This is a genomic window from Paenarthrobacter sp. 10L412 (genome assembly GCF_056395565.1).
The window spans coordinates 213,955-229,150 of the sequence record NZ_JBFTJT010000010.1 but is presented as its reverse complement, the minus strand read 5'-3'; the positions used below and the strand labels follow the sequence as shown (position 1 = coordinate 229,150).

Genomic DNA, 15,196 nt, shown 5'->3' with positions numbered 1-15,196 from the left:
TTTGAGGAAAGGTAACCGAATAGTGCGACGTCGTGACGCCCGCCCGCTGGGCCCCGGCACCGCTGCTGCCGATGCGGCGCGCCATGGGGAGGACCCCGAGGGAACTCCGCGCCACATGAACGCGCCCAAGGGGCTCCCTTTGTGGCTGAAGATTGTCACTGGCCTCGTGTCGGTGGCTCTCGTTGCCGGCGTTGCGTTTGCAGCCTTCTGGTTCATCCGTCTACAGACCAACATCACCAAGGCCCCGCTATCGGCGGCCGAATCGCGCGATAGCAGTGACGCCGTGGTCAATGACAAGTCGGACCGCCTGCAGATCCTTATCCTCGGCTCGGATACCCGCGATGGGAAAAACTCCCAGTATGGCAATGCGGACGATTCGACGGGCTACGGCCACTCGGATGTCATGATGTTGCTGGACATTTCTGCGGACAATAAACGGGTCAGCGTCATGAGTTTCCCACGTGACCTCCTGGTTGATGTGCCCCAGTGTACGGACCATACCAACAACCAGACGTTCCCGGCGCGGAGCGGCGTGATGATCAACGAAGCCATGGCAGAAGCCGGAATCGGCTGCGCTGTGGACACGATCAACAAGCTCACTGGCCTGGAAATTGATCACTTCATGATGGCGGACTTCAACGCGGTGAAGGAACTCTCCAAGGCTGTCGGTGGAGTGGATGTTTGTGTCAGTGATCCCGTCTTTGATCCCGACTCTCATCTTCGTTTGGCGAAGGGCAACTCCCAGGTCGAAGGCGAGCAGGCCCTGGCATTCCTGCGTACCCGGCATGCCTTCGGCGACGGTGGCGACCTCGGTCGAATCAAGGGCCAGCAGGCATTTCTTTCATCACTGACGCGGAAGCTGAAGGCCGACGGCACGCTCGGCAATCCGCAAAGGCTCCTCCAGATCGCTGACGTCGTCACGCAAAACCTCACCGTCGATGAGGGGTTGGCGTCCGTGCCATCGCTGTTGACGATTGGTGGAAGGCTGAAGGACATTGATGTCTCCAAGGTCGCGTTTGTCGCCGTCCCCACCCAGCCGGCCGCCTTGGACCCCAACCGGTTGGAACTCGTTGAGCCCCAGGCATCACAGCTCTTCGCGGCCCTTCGCGCCGATCTGGACCTGACAAATCCCGGAGCAACCTCGAGCCCGGCTCCAACAGCGCCCGGGGACGGAACACCTTCGGCGGCGCCTACCACCGCTGCCCCTTCAGTCCCGGCTTATAACAAAGCCATCCAGCCAGTGGCAGTCGCCAACGGCAGCGGAGTTGGGACCAGGGCACAGGAAATCCTGGCGACCCTGACCGGCAATGGATTTACACAGTCAGTGTCATATTTGGCAAGCCCAGTGGAGAAGACTGTGGTCTACTACGGTCCGGACTTCGCTGATGTTGCTACGGACGTTGCCACGCTGTTCGGCATCCCGGCGGCACAGGTTCAGCAAGCCCGGGGAGTTTCGGGCGTGCAGCTCTACGTGGGTACGGACTTCGCAACGGGGACAGCCTACGGGGCGGCATCGGTTCCGCCCGATGTTGTCAACCAGACGGCCAAAGAAGCAGTCTGCCAACAGGTGAACCCGCTCTACATCACCCAATAGCAGTCAGCGCAGCGCAGTTGGCGGCAAAGGCAGGACCAAAGACGAATGGCCGGACCCCGGTTCACACACGGGGCCCGGCCATTCTTCGTAGTGGCTTTACCAGATGCTGACTCTGTCCTCAGGTGCCATCCACATCCGGTCTTGATCGTTGACCTGGAATGTTTCGTGGAAGGCGTCGAGGTTCCGGGCAATCGCATTGGTGCGGAACTCGTTGGGGGAGTGTGGATCGGTAGCAAGCCTGCGGATCGCTTCCTCGGCCCGGATCACCTGGCGCCAGCCGGCAGCCCAGGACATGAAGAACCGTTGCTGGCCGGTGAAACCATCCAGGACCTCGGGCTCGGCACCATCGAGGCTGAGCAGGTAGGCCTTGTACGCAATGGTGAGTCCGCCCAGGTCACCGATGTTCTCACCCAGCGTCAGTTTGCCGTTGACCTTGTGGTCAGGTGCCGCGTAGGGGGATAGGGCGTCGAATTGGGCAACCAACTTTGCCGTGCGGGCTTCGAAGGCCGTCCTGTCCTCTTCCGTCCACCAATTGCGGAGGGCTCCGCTTCCGTCGAATTGGGATCCCTGGTCATCGAATCCATGGCCGATCTCATGTCCGATCACAGCACCAATGCCACCGTAGTTCACGGCGTCGTCTGCTTCTGCCGTGAAGAACGGGGGCTGGAGGATAGCGGCGGGGAACACGATTTCGTTCAGCATCGGGTGGTAGTAGGCGTTCACGGTCTGTGGCGTCATGAGCCACTGGTCCAAGTCCACCGGCTTGCCGATTTCATCCAGGTGGCGATCGACGTCGGCGTCGTGGGCCCGCTCAACGTTACCCAAGAGGTCATTGGGGTCGATCTCAACGGCGGAGTAGTCGATCCACTTCTCAGGGAAACCAATCTTGGGGCGGAACGCGTCCAGCTTCTTAAGAGCTTCGGCCTTTGTGTCCTCACCCATCCACTCAAGGGAAGAAATGCTTTCCCGGTAGGCCTCGATCAGATTGGCCACGAGGGTTTGCATCCTGGCCTTGTGGCCCTCGGGGAAATGGCGCTCCACGTAGATTTGGCCCACTGCCTCGCCGAGTGCTGCCTCGACGACGGCCACGCCGCGCTTCCAGCGCTCCTTGTTCTGTGGTGTGCCACTGAGTGTGGTCCCGTAGAAGTCGAAGTTCGTGTCCACAAACTCCGAGGACAGGTAAGGCGCCGCAGAGCTGAGCACCCTCAGGGTCAGCCATTCCTTCCAGACGGCAAGGGGTTCCGATTCCAGAAGCGCTGCCGCGCCGGCAAAGAAGTCCGGCGTGCTGACCACGATCTCGCCGCGTTTGCCGGCATCGACGCGGCCAGCCTCAAACCAGGTATCCAACAGGGGGAACAGCTTCGCTGCTTCTTCCGCCGTTTTCAAGTTGTATGTCTTTTGGGGATCCCGAAGGGTGACGTTGTCCCAGTGGTGGGATGCGAGGGCCTTTTCCAAGGCAACGATGCGGCCAGCCGCGGCTTCTGCGTCTGCAACTCCGGCGAGGCGGAACAACTTGGCGACGTATTCACCGTAGGCGGCCACAATCGGCGCAAACTTTTCATCGCGATAGTAGGACTCGTCCGGGAGGCCGAGGCCGCCTTGGCCGATGTAAAGAAGAATCCGCTCCGGGTTGCCGGCGTCGGGTGCCGGGTAGATGGAGAACAAACCGGACACGTCGCACCGGAACAGCCGGCCCAGTAACGCCGCAAACTCATCTGCCGAACCCACTGACCGGACTTCCTCCAGTCGCTCCTGCAAGGGTTCGAGTCCCTTCGCCTCTGCCGCGGCCTCATCCATGAAGCTCGCGTAAAGCCCGCCGACCTTCTGTTCGATGCCGGAGGCTGATGCTCCCTTGTTCGCGGCTTCCTCGATGATCGCCTTGACAGCCAATTCTGCCTCGTCCCGCAAAGCGGTGAACGTGCCTTCCAGCGGGCGGTCGTCAGGGATCGTCGTGCTGTTCAGCCATGCACCGTTGACGTGCTGGTAGAGATCGTCCTGCGGCCGGACGCTGTGATCGATGTTGGAAAGAGTGATCCCCGACTGTGGCACTGTGGCTCCTTGAATGGACGCTGCAGCCGGCGTTGCCACCGTCGCTGCGTCTGCATAGTGGACGTTGCATGAGGTGTTGCAATGTCATCATACGCACCGTGTTACTGTGAACTTGTGCGTGCGGGAATGCTTCTTCTTAGCTGCCGCGGCGAGGCCTGAAAGCTATCTGAAAGCTGGGCCACCCTCGCCGCGGAGTTTAGTTGTGCCCGGCTAAGCTTTCATTTAGATCTTAGAGAAAAGGCCAACACGACATGCGTAATGCACAAAAGCCCTCCGGTATGCCGATTCACCGCTACCTGCCGTTCCAGGACCAGATCACTGTCGAAGTTCCGGATCGTACTTGGCCGGACAAAGTCATCACCAAGGCCCCACGCTGGTGTGCAGTGGACCTGCGCGATGGTAACCAGGCGCTGATCGATCCCATGAGCCCGGCGCGCAAGCTGAAGATGTTCCAGCTGCTGGTCAACATGGGATACAAGGAGATCGAGGTTGGGTTTCCCTCCGCATCCCAGACCGACTTTGATTTCGTTCGGCAGCTGATCGAAGGCGGCCACATTCCGGACGATGTCACTATTCAGGTCCTCACCCAGGCGCGTGAACACCTGATTGAACGGACTTACGAGTCCTTGGTGGGTGCCAAGCAGGCGATCGTGCACCTGTATAACTCCACTTCTGTGCTGCAGCGCCGGGTTGTCTTCAACCAGGACGAGGACGGCATCCTTGATATCGCCCTGCAGGGTGCCCGCCTCTGCAAGAAGTATGAAGAGACGCTGACCGATACCCACATCACCTACGAGTACTCTCCGGAGTCGTTCACCGGAACCGAGCTGGAGTATGCAGCCCGCGTTTGCAATGCGATTGCAGATGTTTTTGAAGCATCAGCGGACAAGCAGGTCATTATCAACCTGCCGGCCACGGTGGAGATGGCAACTCCCAACGTCTATGCCGACTCCATCGAGTGGATGCACCGCAATCTGCATCCCCGCGACGGCATCATCATTTCACTGCACCCGCACAACGATCGTGGTACCGGCGTTGCTGCCGCGGAACTCGGCTACCTGGCTGGAGCAGACCGCATTGAGGGCTGCCTGTTCGGCAATGGTGAGCGCACAGGAAACGTTGACCTCGTCACCCTGGGCCTGAACATGTTTGTCCAGGGCGTGGACCCCATGATCGACTTCTCTGACATCGACGAGATCCGCCGCACGGTCGAGTACTGCAACCAGTTGCCGGTTCCCGAACGTTCGCCCTATGGCGGCGACCTCGTCTTCACTGCCTTTTCCGGCTCGCACCAGGACGCCATCAAGAAGGGCTTCGAAGCACTCGAGAAGGATGCTGCCGCGGCAGGCGTACCCGTGGACGACTTCACCTGGCAGGTTCCGTACCTGCCTATTGATCCCAAGGACCTGGGCCGAAGCTATGAAGCTGTTATCCGGGTCAACTCGCAGTCCGGCAAGGGCGGCGTGGCATACCTGCTGAAGAACGAGCACAATCTCGACCTGCCGCGGCGCGCCCAGATTGAATTCTCCGGCGTCATCCAGCGCCGGACAGATGCTGTTGGTGGCGAGGTCAGCGGGGCACAGCTCTGGCAGATCTTCCAGGATGAATACCTGCCCTCCGATGAGGAACAAGCCCAGTGGGGCCGGTACTCCTTGGGCAGCGTAAGCACCGAAACGGATGAGACCGGCGCCATGACCATGAACGCAAACCTGCGGATCGATGGCGTAGAGGTGCGCAGGACCGGCCATGGTAACGGCCCAATCGCCGCGCTCCTGGACATCCTGCACCACGACGGCGTTGATGTCCGTGTGCTCGACTACAGCGAACATGCATTGTCAGAGGGTGGCAGCGCAAGCGCGGCTGCTTATGTTGAATGCGCGGTGGGCGAACGTGTCCTCTGGGGCGTGGGAATCGACCCCAGCACCACCACTTCCTCACTCAAGGCACTCATCTCTGCCGTAAACCGGGCAGTTCGGGACGCCCGGGCCTAACGCCTGGACCGTGTGGTGACGGGAAATACCGTCACCACACGGGCTTGTGGTCCTCCTTGGACACTGGCTTAGTGCGAAGATTAGTTGTGGCCAATCCCTCCTCATTTGCAGCACGGTCCTACCGGGACGATGCCGTTGTGCTCCGCACCCATAAGTTGGGCGAGGCAGATCGGATTATTACCCTGCTGACCAAGCATCACGGGCAAGTACGTGCGGTCGCAAAAGGTGTGCGGAGGACCACCAGCCGTTTCGGCGCCCGGCTGGAACCGTTCATGGTGGCGGACTTGCAGCTCATCTCCGGCCGGACTCTGGATATCGTCACCCAGGCTGTTGCCAAAGGCGCCTATGGGAGCAGCATTGCAGCGGACTATGGCCGCTTTACTGTAGCTGCTGCCATGACAGAGACGGCCGAGAAGCTTACGGACGCGGACGCTGAATCGGGCACCGCCCAGTACAACCTCCTGGTAGGTGCCTTGGCAGCGCTCAGCCGCTCGGACCATGCTCCGGAACTTATTCTGGACTCCTATCTCCTGCGCGCGTTGGCCACTGGCGGATGGGCGCCGAGCTTTACTGATTGCGCCCGGTGCGGCAGGCCCGGCCTGCACACGGCCTTTGCCGCGCCACTGGGGGGTATGGTGTGTGGCGATTGCCGCCCGCCCGGCTCGCCGGCTCCGGCGCCGGAAACCGTGCTGTTGCTCGGAGCCCTCCTGACCGGGGATTGGAGCGTCGCTGACGCCTCGGATTCGCGGCATCGACGCGAAGCGGCCGGACTGGTGGCCAGTTACCTGCAATGGCATTTGGAACGCGCCTTGAAATCACTCAAACACGTGGAGCGAAGCTGACTGTGGCACTTGGAAAGAAAAGCAAGACAACCCGGGCGCGGACTTCGCCCGTAGTGGCCCCCTACGGACATCCTTCAGGTGCCGTTCCGCCCACCATTCCGAGTGAACTTATTCCGCAGCATGTAGCGATTGTCATGGATGGCAATGGACGTTGGGCCAACCAGCGGGGACTGCCGCGAATTGAGGGGCACAAGGCCGGCGAGCCGGCACTGCTGGACGTTATGGCCGGAGCCATTGAACTAGGCATCAAATACGTCAGCGTGTATGCGTTTTCCACCGAAAATTGGCGCCGATCCCCAGAGGAAGTCCGCTTCCTGATGGGATTTAACAAGGATGTGCTACGTCGCCAACGGAACCAACTCGATGAATGGGGAGTCCGGATCCGCTGGGCCGGTCGACGGCCCCGGCTCTGGGGCTCGGTGATCCGTGAGCTTGAAGAGGCCGAAGAATTCACCAAGGCCAACGACACCTGCACGTTGACCATGTGTGTTAATTACGGCGGCCGGGCAGAAATCGCCGACGCCGTCTCGGCCATAGCTGAGGACGTTGCCGCCGGGCGCCTCAAGCCGGGATCGGTGACGGAAAAGACCATCCAGAAGTACCTGGACGAGCCGGACCTCCCCGACGTGGACCTCTTCCTGCGCAGTTCCGGGGAGCAGAGGTTGTCAAACTTCCTGCTGTGGCAGTCCGCATACGCCGAATTCGTCTTCATGGACACGTTGTGGCCTGACGTCGACAGGCGCACACTCTGGGACGCCGTCGAGATCTATGCCAAGCGGGATCGCCGCTACGGTGGGGCAGTCGACGCAGCGCCAGCCGGAAACTAGCATGGGTCTGCTACTTCAATACGGGTAAGACGAAAGCCAGACCGACACATCACGGTACGCCTGGTGGCGGATGGTCCTCCGCGACAAGAAGATGTCGTGCAGCGCCCCCGGGTAGCGGAACACAGCCGTTCTCCTGCCCAGGCCCAACGCGCGCCGGGATGTCTCCTCGACGTCGATCACGGCATCGGCCCTCATGAGGTCCGACGTCCATTCGGCCTGGATCCGCGTCCGGCCCGATAAAAGGACCAAAACGGGGGCATCGATGTTGAGTTTTCGCTCTACCGCTTTGTGGCCGGCAAGCACTGCCTTTGTCCAACCAGCGCGGATGGGGAATGAGCCGCGCGGACGCCAGACGGGATCCAGCGGCCACTCGCCGTGGGCTTGGCTGCTGACGCTCTCCCAGTAGGCAGGCATCTCGGGAAACCTGAACGGACGCTTGGGGTCGGTTCGCGCGAAGGGCTCCACCAGGTGCATGGCGATGCTGCGAATCAGGCTGCTGCCCTGGAGCTCCAACCATGGCGAATTCAGGACAAGTGTCCCGATCCTGCCTGGATGGCGGTCCGCCCATAAAGAAGCAATCAGGCCGCCCAAGGAGTGCGCGAGCATGTGAATGGTTGGCGACGCTGGACTGTTGGTCCTGGCCACAACGTCCCGTTCGATCTCCAGCAAGGCTGCTTCGATGTCTTCGTCGTAGACAGCCAGGTCGGTGGTGTATCCGGGCGTCTGACCGGGTAGCAGGCTCCGTCCAAATTTCCGAAGATCCAGCGCGTAGAAATGAAAGCCTGACGCCGTCAGGTACTCGGCGAGTTCGGTCTGGAGGAAGTAGTCAGCCCAACCGTGCAGGTAGAGAACCACTCGTGGCGCCCCCGTGGGATCCATGGACGCCGTACGTCGCCTGCGTTGCGTGAAGGTGGAGAAGAAATCAAGGATGCCGTGAGGAGTTGCGGCTGTGACTGGCGGGGCATGCCGGACGAGTGTTGCTTTGACCGCGCCCTCCTCGTCAGGAGACAGGGGGAGTTCCAGGCGTTCGTATCCGGCGCCCAGGATGTCCGGTTGCCACAGAGATACCGACTCTTCAGTGGTGGTCATGCGTCCCCTTCCTGCCGTACCTGCGGCAAGTCACTTTCCATGTACCCGCGAATCCATCGTGAAAGCCTCGCGTAGGCATCTGCCCGGACGTTGGGTGCGGACAGGAAGACATCATGCAGCCCGCCATCCACTCTTTCCAGAGTCACGCTGCGGCCCAAGGCCATGGCACGCAGTGCGATGATGCTGACGTCCAGTACAGCATCCGAACGCCGCATGGACTCCTGCCACACCATTCCGTTGGCGCTGGCGGCCGATGTCAGAACCAGGACCGGGATGTCCAGGTCCAGGCCGCGTGCAACCTGTGAGTGGCCGGCCAGGACGGCGCTAAGCCAACCGGCCCTGACGGGAAAGGCAAGGGGTGGCCGGTACTTTTCATCCAGCGGCCATTCGCCTTCGGCGGTATTGCTGATGCTACGGAAGTAGAATCCACGCTCCGGCAGCCTTAAGACCATCTCGGGGCGGACTCTGGCAATGGGTCCCACCATGACTTGTGCGGCGCGCCTGACAATCGAGTTGCCATGCATTTCGAGCCAAGGACTGTTGAGTATCAGGTGTTGCACCTGGCCCGGGTGCTTGCTCGTCCACAATGCTGCGATGAGGCCTCCGGTGGAATGGCCCATCATGGCCACGCCGTTCCGGCGAGGTCCCAGGCTGTCGCTGTGGATGACCTCGAGGGCTCGGCTGATTTCGGCGTCGTAGTCGCCAAGGTTGGCCACGTATCCACCCGGCGAACCTGAGGTCAGGCTCCTTCCATGGTTGTGCATGTCCAATGCATAGAATTCGTACCCGTGCCCTGCCCAAAACCTGGCAAGTTCCACGTTGAAGAAGTAGTCGCTCCAGCCATGCAGGAACAGCAATGCGCCGTGCGTTGCCTGGCCCTCCTGAGTGGTCGACTCCGGCCGGTGACGGACCAAGGTTGCACGGCGCACCACACCGTCAGGTCCTTCCACGTCCAAGGCGCATGACTGGAAGCCCATTCCCAGTATGTCGGTCGACCAATCCATGCCTTCAGCTTAGACACTCGCCGCAGCATCGCGTCCCGCGGCCCTGCCGGTGAAAAGACATCCACCCAGGAAAGTTCCCTCCAGCGCCCTGTACCCGTGGATACCGCCTCCGCCGAAGCCCGCCGCTTCACCGGCTGCGTAAAGGCCCGGGATCACCCGGCCTTCCTGGTCCAGGACCCGGGAGCGAAGGTCAGTCTGCAGCCCTCCCAGGCTTTTCCTTGTCAGGACGGACAGCCTGATCGCAATGAGCGGTCCGTGGGCAGGATCCGCCAGGCGGTGCGGGGGAGCCACCCGCATCAGTTTGTCAGTGGCAAAACGGCGGGCCGCCCGGATAGCAGCCAATTGCGGGTCCTTGCCCAGCCCGCTTGCCACTTGAAGGTCGCGGGCCCGCACCAGCGCGTCCAACTGGTCAGCGTTGATCAGTTGATTCCCCGTGAGTGCGTTCATTTTCCCGGCAAGGTCATGGGGCGAGGATCCCTGAATGAAATCGATGCCTTTGTCCAGGAAACGTTGTATGGGAGTATCGCTGCCTGGTTTCAGTCGGGAAACGAGCAGTGACACGTCCCTCCCGGTCAGGTCCGGGTTCTGCTCGGAACCGGAAAGGGCGAGTTCCTTCAGCGCAATGGTGCGGTTCAGGACGAACCACGAGTAGCTGTGACCGGTGGCGACGATGTGGCGAAGCGCGCCAAGGGAATCGAAGCCCGGAAACAGAGGTGCGGGCAACTGTCGCCCTTCGGCATCCAACCACAGCGATGACGGACCGGGAAGGATGCGGATGCCGTGCTTGGGCCACACGGGATCGTAGTTGTGGATTCCCTCGGGGTAGTGCCACATGCGGTCTCCATTCACCAACGCTGCACCGAGGGATTCCGCAACAGGAAGGAAATCACCATCCACTGATGCGGGAACACCGCTGAGCATGTCGACCGGTGCGGCGTTGCCCGGCCATTGCCGACGCACGGTCTCGTGATTGCCACCGATGCCGCCTGTGGTCACTACGACAGCGCCCGCCGTGGCCTCGAAACCCCCGACGGCGGTTCGCGAGGACGCTTGGCCGCGCACCGCCGTCGAGGGTTCCAGTATCTGGCCCGAGACGCCCGCCACCCGGCCGGCCGTCGTCGTCAATGAAGTAGCCCTATGCCGGAAGTGCAGAGACACCCTCCCGGCCTGAACACCTTCCTGCACCTTGGCCAGAAACGGTTCCACGAGTGCGGGGCCCGTTCCCCACGTGACGTGGAACCGGGGAACAGTGTTTCCATGTCCCTGGGGGCCGTAACCCCCGCGTTCTGCCCATTGCACCAAAGGGAAGATGCCGACGTCGAGGCTCTTCAACCAGGCGCGCTTCTCACCAGAAGCAAACTGGACATAGGCTTCGGCCCACTGCCGCGCTATCGCGTCGTCTGCTCGGTCAAAGCCTGCGGAGGCCATCCAGTCCGAGAGCGCCAACTCAGGGCTATCCCTGACACCGAGCCGGCGCTGCTCCGGGGTGTCAACCATGAACAGGCCCCCGAAGGACCAATGCGCCTGCCCACCCAGGGATGCCGCTGGTTCCTGGTCCAGGATCGCCACGCGCTTGCCTGCCGCGTAAGCAGTTGCTGCCGCTACCAGTCCGGACAAGCCTGCACCTACGACGATAACGTCGGCGAGGATTCGATTCCCATGATCTGCATCACGATCTTGTAGCGGCATGCCTACATGCTAGCCGCAGGCAAGGTCACGGGTTTGGTGAGTTGTCAGTAAACCGGAAAACTAGGACCATGCGTGTTTACCCCACCTTCTTCAAGCTCGCCTTCTCCTGGATGGATGCCGAGAAAGCACACAAGATCGGCTTTCAAGCGATCCGGGCGGCCCACCGCACCGGTGCAGGCCGGGTTCTTGCCAGGATCACAGCTCCGGATGCGTCCCTTCGAACTGAAGCTTTTGGGTTGACGTTTCCCTCTCCCTTCGGCTTGGCGGCCGGCTTTGACAAGGAAGGCCACGGAATCGAAGCGCTGGCCGATCTGGGGTTTGGCCATGTAGAGGTCGGAACCATCACCGGGCAGGCGCAGCCGGGCAACGAAAAGCCGCGTTTGTTCCGATTGATTGAGGACCGCGCCGTCATCAACCGCATGGGTTTCAATAACGATGGTGCAGCAGCAGTGGCTCCGCGACTCAAGTCGGCGAAAGCTGCACTGCAGCGCCTCCACGCCGATGTACGACCCGTGATTGGTGTCAACATCGGTAAGACGAAAGTTGTTGAGCTGGATGAGGCCACAGAAGACTACCTCGTCAGCGCCCGGAGCCTCGCTCCCGCCGCCGACTACCTGGTGGTCAACGTCAGTTCGCCCAACACGCCGGGGCTACGGTTGCTCCAGAACGTGGAAACTCTTCGGCCGCTGCTCCGGGCCGTGGGGGATGCTGCAGATGAAGCTGCTGGTCGCCATGTTCCACTCCTGGTCAAGATTGCGCCTGACCTGAGCAATGAGGACATCGACGACGTGGCCCGGCTTGCGCTTGACCTCAAGCTGGACGGCATCATCGCAACCAACACCACCATTGCCCGGGACGGCCTCGCCACTGATGCTGCAAAGGTTGGATCACTGGGAGCCGGCGGGCTTTCAGGTGCCCCGCTGAAGCAGCGATCACTGGAGGTCCTGCGACGACTCAAGGACGCCGTGGGAGATCAGCTCGTACTCATTGCCGTGGGCGGCGTGGAGTCAGCCCAGGATGTCCAGGACCGTTTGAATGCAGGGGCAACCCTGGTGCAGGGCTACACCGCGTTCCTCTATGAGGGCCCGTTCTGGGCATCACGCATCAACAAGGGCCTCGTCAAGATCCGGAAGCGGGCTTCGCGCTAGTCAAAACGTTCTACCAGGAACGAACCAACACGAAGGCCCAATACGAAGACCCCGGACCAATGGTCCGGGGTCTTCGTATTAGTAGTGGGTTGGGGCCTCTTCGGCGTGGCGCTAAGCGGGGTATTGGCCGCGCTTGACCTGCGGCTTGGGGAGGCGGAGCTTGCGGAACTGCAGAGCGCGCATGCATCCATACCAGACTGATCCGCGCTCGACTTCACCGAACTTCTCGCCCAGGCGCTTGCGGAGCTTGCGCGAAAGGATGAAAACATCCACAAAGACGGCAAGGAACATGATCCAGAATCCAACCAGGACGTAGGTGATCTGTGAACTGGTGGCCGGGATAATCAGCGAGATCACCACGAAGAGCAGGGCGCCGAACATCAGGTATTCGCCGAGGCTGAACCGGGCGTCCACATAATCCCGAACGAAACGCTTCTGGGGACCCTTGTCCCTCAGGGGGAGGTACTTTTCGTCACCTGTATCCAGTGCTTGCCGCATTTTCTGGCGCTGGTCCTGAATCGCTACGCGTTCGGCCTCCTTGGAAGCCTTGCGGTCAGTGGGCACCAACGGGCGCTTTCGAGCTGCCTCCTGGTCCTTCCGCTTGGGGGTAGGGGCGCCCTTTCCGGCACCCGGTTCCTGGGCGGCGGCATGCGCCTGGTCAACTACTGCTTGAGCGCTGGGCTCTTCCTTTTTGCGTCCGAACACCCATACAGAATACCCCGCAGGAAGGTGGCGCAGATTACGGGAGCCCGTGCTGTCCTTCGTGGTGGGAGCCCATCGCGCCTTCCTTTGCCGTCTCCTGGTCAGCTGTAAAGTTTGGGCATGACATCAGAACATGCGGAGATCCCGCAGAATCAGCGACGGAACTCCGGCCACAGCACTGAGGATCCGTCGTCCAACGAGGCCATCCACTCCGAAGTTATAGCCGCTTTGGCTAAAGCAGTCGATGAATCATTCAGCGCGACTCTTGGCTCCTTGAAGGACCTCGTCGGTATCCCGGGAATCGCGTGGCCAAGCTTCGACCCCGCCGAACTGGATCGCAGCGCCGAAGCTGTCGCCTCCTTGGTAAGGGCAACGGGAATGGATGACGTCCGAATTCTGCGCTGCGACAAATTGGATGGAACGCCCGGCGGTCCCGCCGTCGTCGCCCGCCGTCCCGCCCGCGACGGTAAGCCCACGATTCTCTTGTACGCGCACCATGATGTCCAGCCTCCAGGCGACCGGACTCTATGGACCTCCGAGCCTTTCATTGCGGAGGAACGGGAAGGCCGGCTCTATGGTCGCGGCGCGGCTGACGATAAAGCCGGCATCATGGCGCATCTGGCGGCTTACGCTGCTGCGACGCAGGTCCTGGGGGATGAGTTTGGCCTCGGGGTGACCTTCTTCTTTGAAGGCGAGGAAGAAGCGGGCTCGCCCACGTTTCGGACATTCCTTGAGGAACATCGCGAGCTTCTCCGCTCCGATGTGATCGTGGTGGCGGACTCCAGCAACTGGAAGGTGGGCATTCCCGCCTTGACCACCAGCCTGCGCGGGCTCGTGGATGGCACCTTCGAAGTCCGTGTACTGGAGCATGCGGTGCATTCGGGAATGTACGGTGGCCCGGTGCTGGACGCCCCCACCCTGCTGTCCCGTCTCATCGCGACCCTCCACGACGACGAAGGAAATGTCGCCGTGGCCGGCCTTGTTGGAAATGACAACGTTGCGGTTGACCTGACGGAGGCCGAATACCGCGCCGACGCTTCAGTGCTCGACGGCGTCAAACTCGCCGGGAGCGGGACGATCGGCTCCCGTTTGTGGACAAAGCCGGCGCTGTCCATCATCGGCATGGATGTTCCCGCCGTTGCCGTTGCCTCAAATACGCTCATTCCCGCGGCCCGGGCCAAGTTCAGCATGCGGCTGGCCCCCGGACAAGATCCCGACGCCGCCATGGAGGCTTTGAAGAACCACGTTGAGTCCCGCGCACCATTCGGTGCCGAAGTAACATTCACGCCGGGGGAGCGGGGCAATGCCTTCGCGACCGATACGTCCTCAGCCGCTGCCAGGGTGGCACTCTGGGCCCTGGGGGAGGCCTGGGGAGTCCAACCAGTGGAAATGGGAATCGGCGGTTCCATCCCGTTCATTGCCGACCTGACCGAGATGTATCCCGATGTCCAGATTCTGGTGACAGGTGTAGAGGATCCGGATTCCCGCGCCCACAGTGCCAACGAATCACTGCACATCGGCGATTTCCGTCATGCTGTGCTGGCGGAGTCGCTGATGCTGGCGCGGCTTAATGCCGAAGGCCTTGATCGCTAAGCATCGCAATGGCGTATAGGTGTGTCGTTTATGGATGGCGAGGCACGCCGGGAACAAGTAAATGCGGTCCGTGGTTACGTCAGAAGTTATAGCTCAGCGTCTGCGCGACGTAGCATGGAGCTATAACCCGTACGTAATTGGGTAAGGGCAGGCTGCGTTCCGGCGCCGCCGCCAGGAGCGTCATAAGAAGGTAGGCCAATGAGCACTGCAACCAACGAAAACAGCACCGGAGCACAGCTCGTCCCCGACGAGGAGCTTCCCACGCACGAGGTCAATCTGACCGATGTCGCAGCAGGCAAGGTCCGCAGCCTCCTCGAACAGGAAGGGCGCACCGATCTGCGTCTGCGCGTTGCAGTCCAGCCGGGCGGCTGCTCCGGCTTGATCTACCAGCTCTACTTCGACGAGCGTCTGCTCGACGGCGACGCCGTCCGTGACTACGACGGCGTTGAAGTGGTAGTGGATAAGATGAGCGTCCCATACCTGAGTGGGGCCAGCATCGACTTTGAGGACACCATCTCGAAGCAGGGCTTCACCATTGATAACCCGAACGCCGGCGGGTCCTGCGCTTGCGGCGACTCGTTCCACTGACGTGAGCTATCGCCGCATGTCGGCGCCCCTCTGCATGCGTTCCAACGCATTCGGAGCCACGGCGCCGACATGTGCGCGAA

At 61.4% G+C, this 15,196-nt stretch carries 12 protein-coding genes; 7 read left to right on the top strand and 5 right to left on the bottom strand.

Annotated features, from left to right (window positions below):
• Positions 1-22 precede the first annotated feature (22 nt).
• Positions 23-1,594, top strand: a complete 1,572-nt coding sequence (locus tag AC1DD7_RS15700) for an LCP family protein (RefSeq protein WP_477515710.1) — start codon at positions 23-25, stop codon at positions 1,592-1,594.
• A gap of 96 nt (positions 1,595-1,690) precedes the next feature.
• Here the strand turns inward: AC1DD7_RS15700 and AC1DD7_RS15695 are convergent, their stop codons facing one another.
• A complete protein-coding gene (locus AC1DD7_RS15695) occupies positions 1,691-3,643 on the bottom strand; it encodes a M13 family metallopeptidase (protein WP_477515709.1) in 1,953 nt (650 codons plus the stop codon).
• A gap of 251 nt (positions 3,644-3,894) precedes the next feature.
• Between AC1DD7_RS15695 and leuA the strand changes: the two genes are divergently transcribed.
• The 3 genes from leuA (at position 3,895) to AC1DD7_RS15680 (ending at position 7,303) form a co-directional block, all read left to right on the top strand.
• Entirely contained in the window at positions 3,895-5,634 is a 1,740-nt protein-coding gene (gene leuA, locus AC1DD7_RS15690) for a 2-isopropylmalate synthase (RefSeq protein ID WP_431115340.1), read from the top strand.
• Between the two features lie 71 nt (positions 5,635-5,705).
• Positions 5,706-6,476, top strand: coding sequence for a DNA repair protein RecO (gene recO / locus AC1DD7_RS15685; protein WP_431115339.1), 771 nt, complete (start codon positions 5,706-5,708; stop codon positions 6,474-6,476).
• 2 nt (positions 6,477-6,478) lie between these two features.
• Positions 6,479-7,303: an isoprenyl transferase gene (locus AC1DD7_RS15680; RefSeq protein WP_431120233.1), complete on the top strand. Its 825-nt coding sequence runs from the start codon at positions 6,479-6,481 to the stop codon at positions 7,301-7,303.
• 15 nt (positions 7,304-7,318) lie between these two features.
• Here AC1DD7_RS15680 and AC1DD7_RS15675 read toward each other — a convergent pair whose 3' ends face one another.
• From AC1DD7_RS15675 to AC1DD7_RS15665, 3 genes are read right to left on the bottom strand one after another with little or no spacing between them, the layout of a single operon-like run.
• Positions 7,319-8,392, bottom strand: coding sequence for an alpha/beta hydrolase (locus AC1DD7_RS15675; RefSeq protein ID WP_431115338.1), 1,074 nt, complete (start codon positions 8,390-8,392; stop codon positions 7,319-7,321).
• The gene (locus AC1DD7_RS15670) at positions 8,389-9,396 is read right to left on the bottom strand and encodes an alpha/beta hydrolase (RefSeq protein ID WP_477515708.1); all 1,008 of its coding nucleotides are present in this window, start codon (positions 9,394-9,396) and stop codon (positions 8,389-8,391) included. Before AC1DD7_RS15670 ends, AC1DD7_RS15675 begins: the two co-directional genes overlap by 4 nt.
• A gap of 9 nt (positions 9,397-9,405) precedes the next feature.
• Positions 9,406-11,085 (bottom strand): FAD-binding dehydrogenase, encoded by a 1,680-nt coding sequence (locus AC1DD7_RS15665; RefSeq protein ID WP_477515707.1) that lies wholly within the window; start codon positions 11,083-11,085, stop codon positions 9,406-9,408.
• A gap of 68 nt (positions 11,086-11,153) precedes the next feature.
• On the opposite strand from AC1DD7_RS15665, the gene AC1DD7_RS15660 reads away from it, so the two are divergent.
• On the top strand, positions 11,154-12,233 hold the full coding sequence (locus AC1DD7_RS15660) for a quinone-dependent dihydroorotate dehydrogenase (protein WP_477515706.1): 1,080 nt from the start codon (positions 11,154-11,156) through the stop codon (positions 12,231-12,233).
• Between the two features lie 111 nt (positions 12,234-12,344).
• On the opposite strand, the gene AC1DD7_RS15655 is transcribed toward AC1DD7_RS15660, so the two are convergent.
• On the bottom strand, positions 12,345-12,938 hold the full coding sequence (locus tag AC1DD7_RS15655; RefSeq protein WP_431115334.1) for a DUF3043 domain-containing protein: 594 nt from the start codon (positions 12,936-12,938) through the stop codon (positions 12,345-12,347).
• A 117-nt stretch (positions 12,939-13,055) separates the two neighbouring features.
• Here AC1DD7_RS15655 and AC1DD7_RS15650 point away from each other — a divergent pair, with 117 nt between their 5' ends.
• Positions 13,056-14,528 (top strand): M20/M25/M40 family metallo-hydrolase, encoded by a 1,473-nt coding sequence (locus tag AC1DD7_RS15650; protein WP_477515705.1) that lies wholly within the window; start codon positions 13,056-13,058, stop codon positions 14,526-14,528.
• A gap of 198 nt (positions 14,529-14,726) precedes the next feature.
• Entirely contained in the window at positions 14,727-15,116 is a 390-nt protein-coding gene (locus tag AC1DD7_RS15645) for a HesB/IscA family protein (RefSeq protein ID WP_216925609.1), read from the top strand.
• Positions 15,117-15,196 lie beyond the last annotated feature (80 nt).

Coding starts and splice junctions, on each gene's coding strand:
- AC1DD7_RS15665 (WP_477515707.1), bottom strand. CDS start 11,085: ATGCCGCTACAAGATCGTGATGCAGATCATGGGAATCGAATCCTCGCC.
- AC1DD7_RS15670 (WP_477515708.1), bottom strand. CDS start 9,396: ATGGATTGGTCGACCGACATACTGGGAATGGGCTTCCAGTCATGCGCC.
- leuA (WP_431115340.1), top strand. CDS start 3,895: ATGCGTAATGCACAAAAGCCCTCCGGTATGCCGATTCACCGCTACCTG.
- AC1DD7_RS15675 (WP_431115338.1), bottom strand. CDS start 8,392: ATGACCACCACTGAAGAGTCGGTATCTCTGTGGCAACCGGACATCCTG.
- AC1DD7_RS15650 (WP_477515705.1), top strand. CDS start 13,056: ATGACATCAGAACATGCGGAGATCCCGCAGAATCAGCGACGGAACTCC.
- AC1DD7_RS15645 (WP_216925609.1), top strand. CDS start 14,727: ATGAGCACTGCAACCAACGAAAACAGCACCGGAGCACAGCTCGTCCCC.
- AC1DD7_RS15660 (WP_477515706.1), top strand. CDS start 11,154: ATGCGTGTTTACCCCACCTTCTTCAAGCTCGCCTTCTCCTGGATGGAT.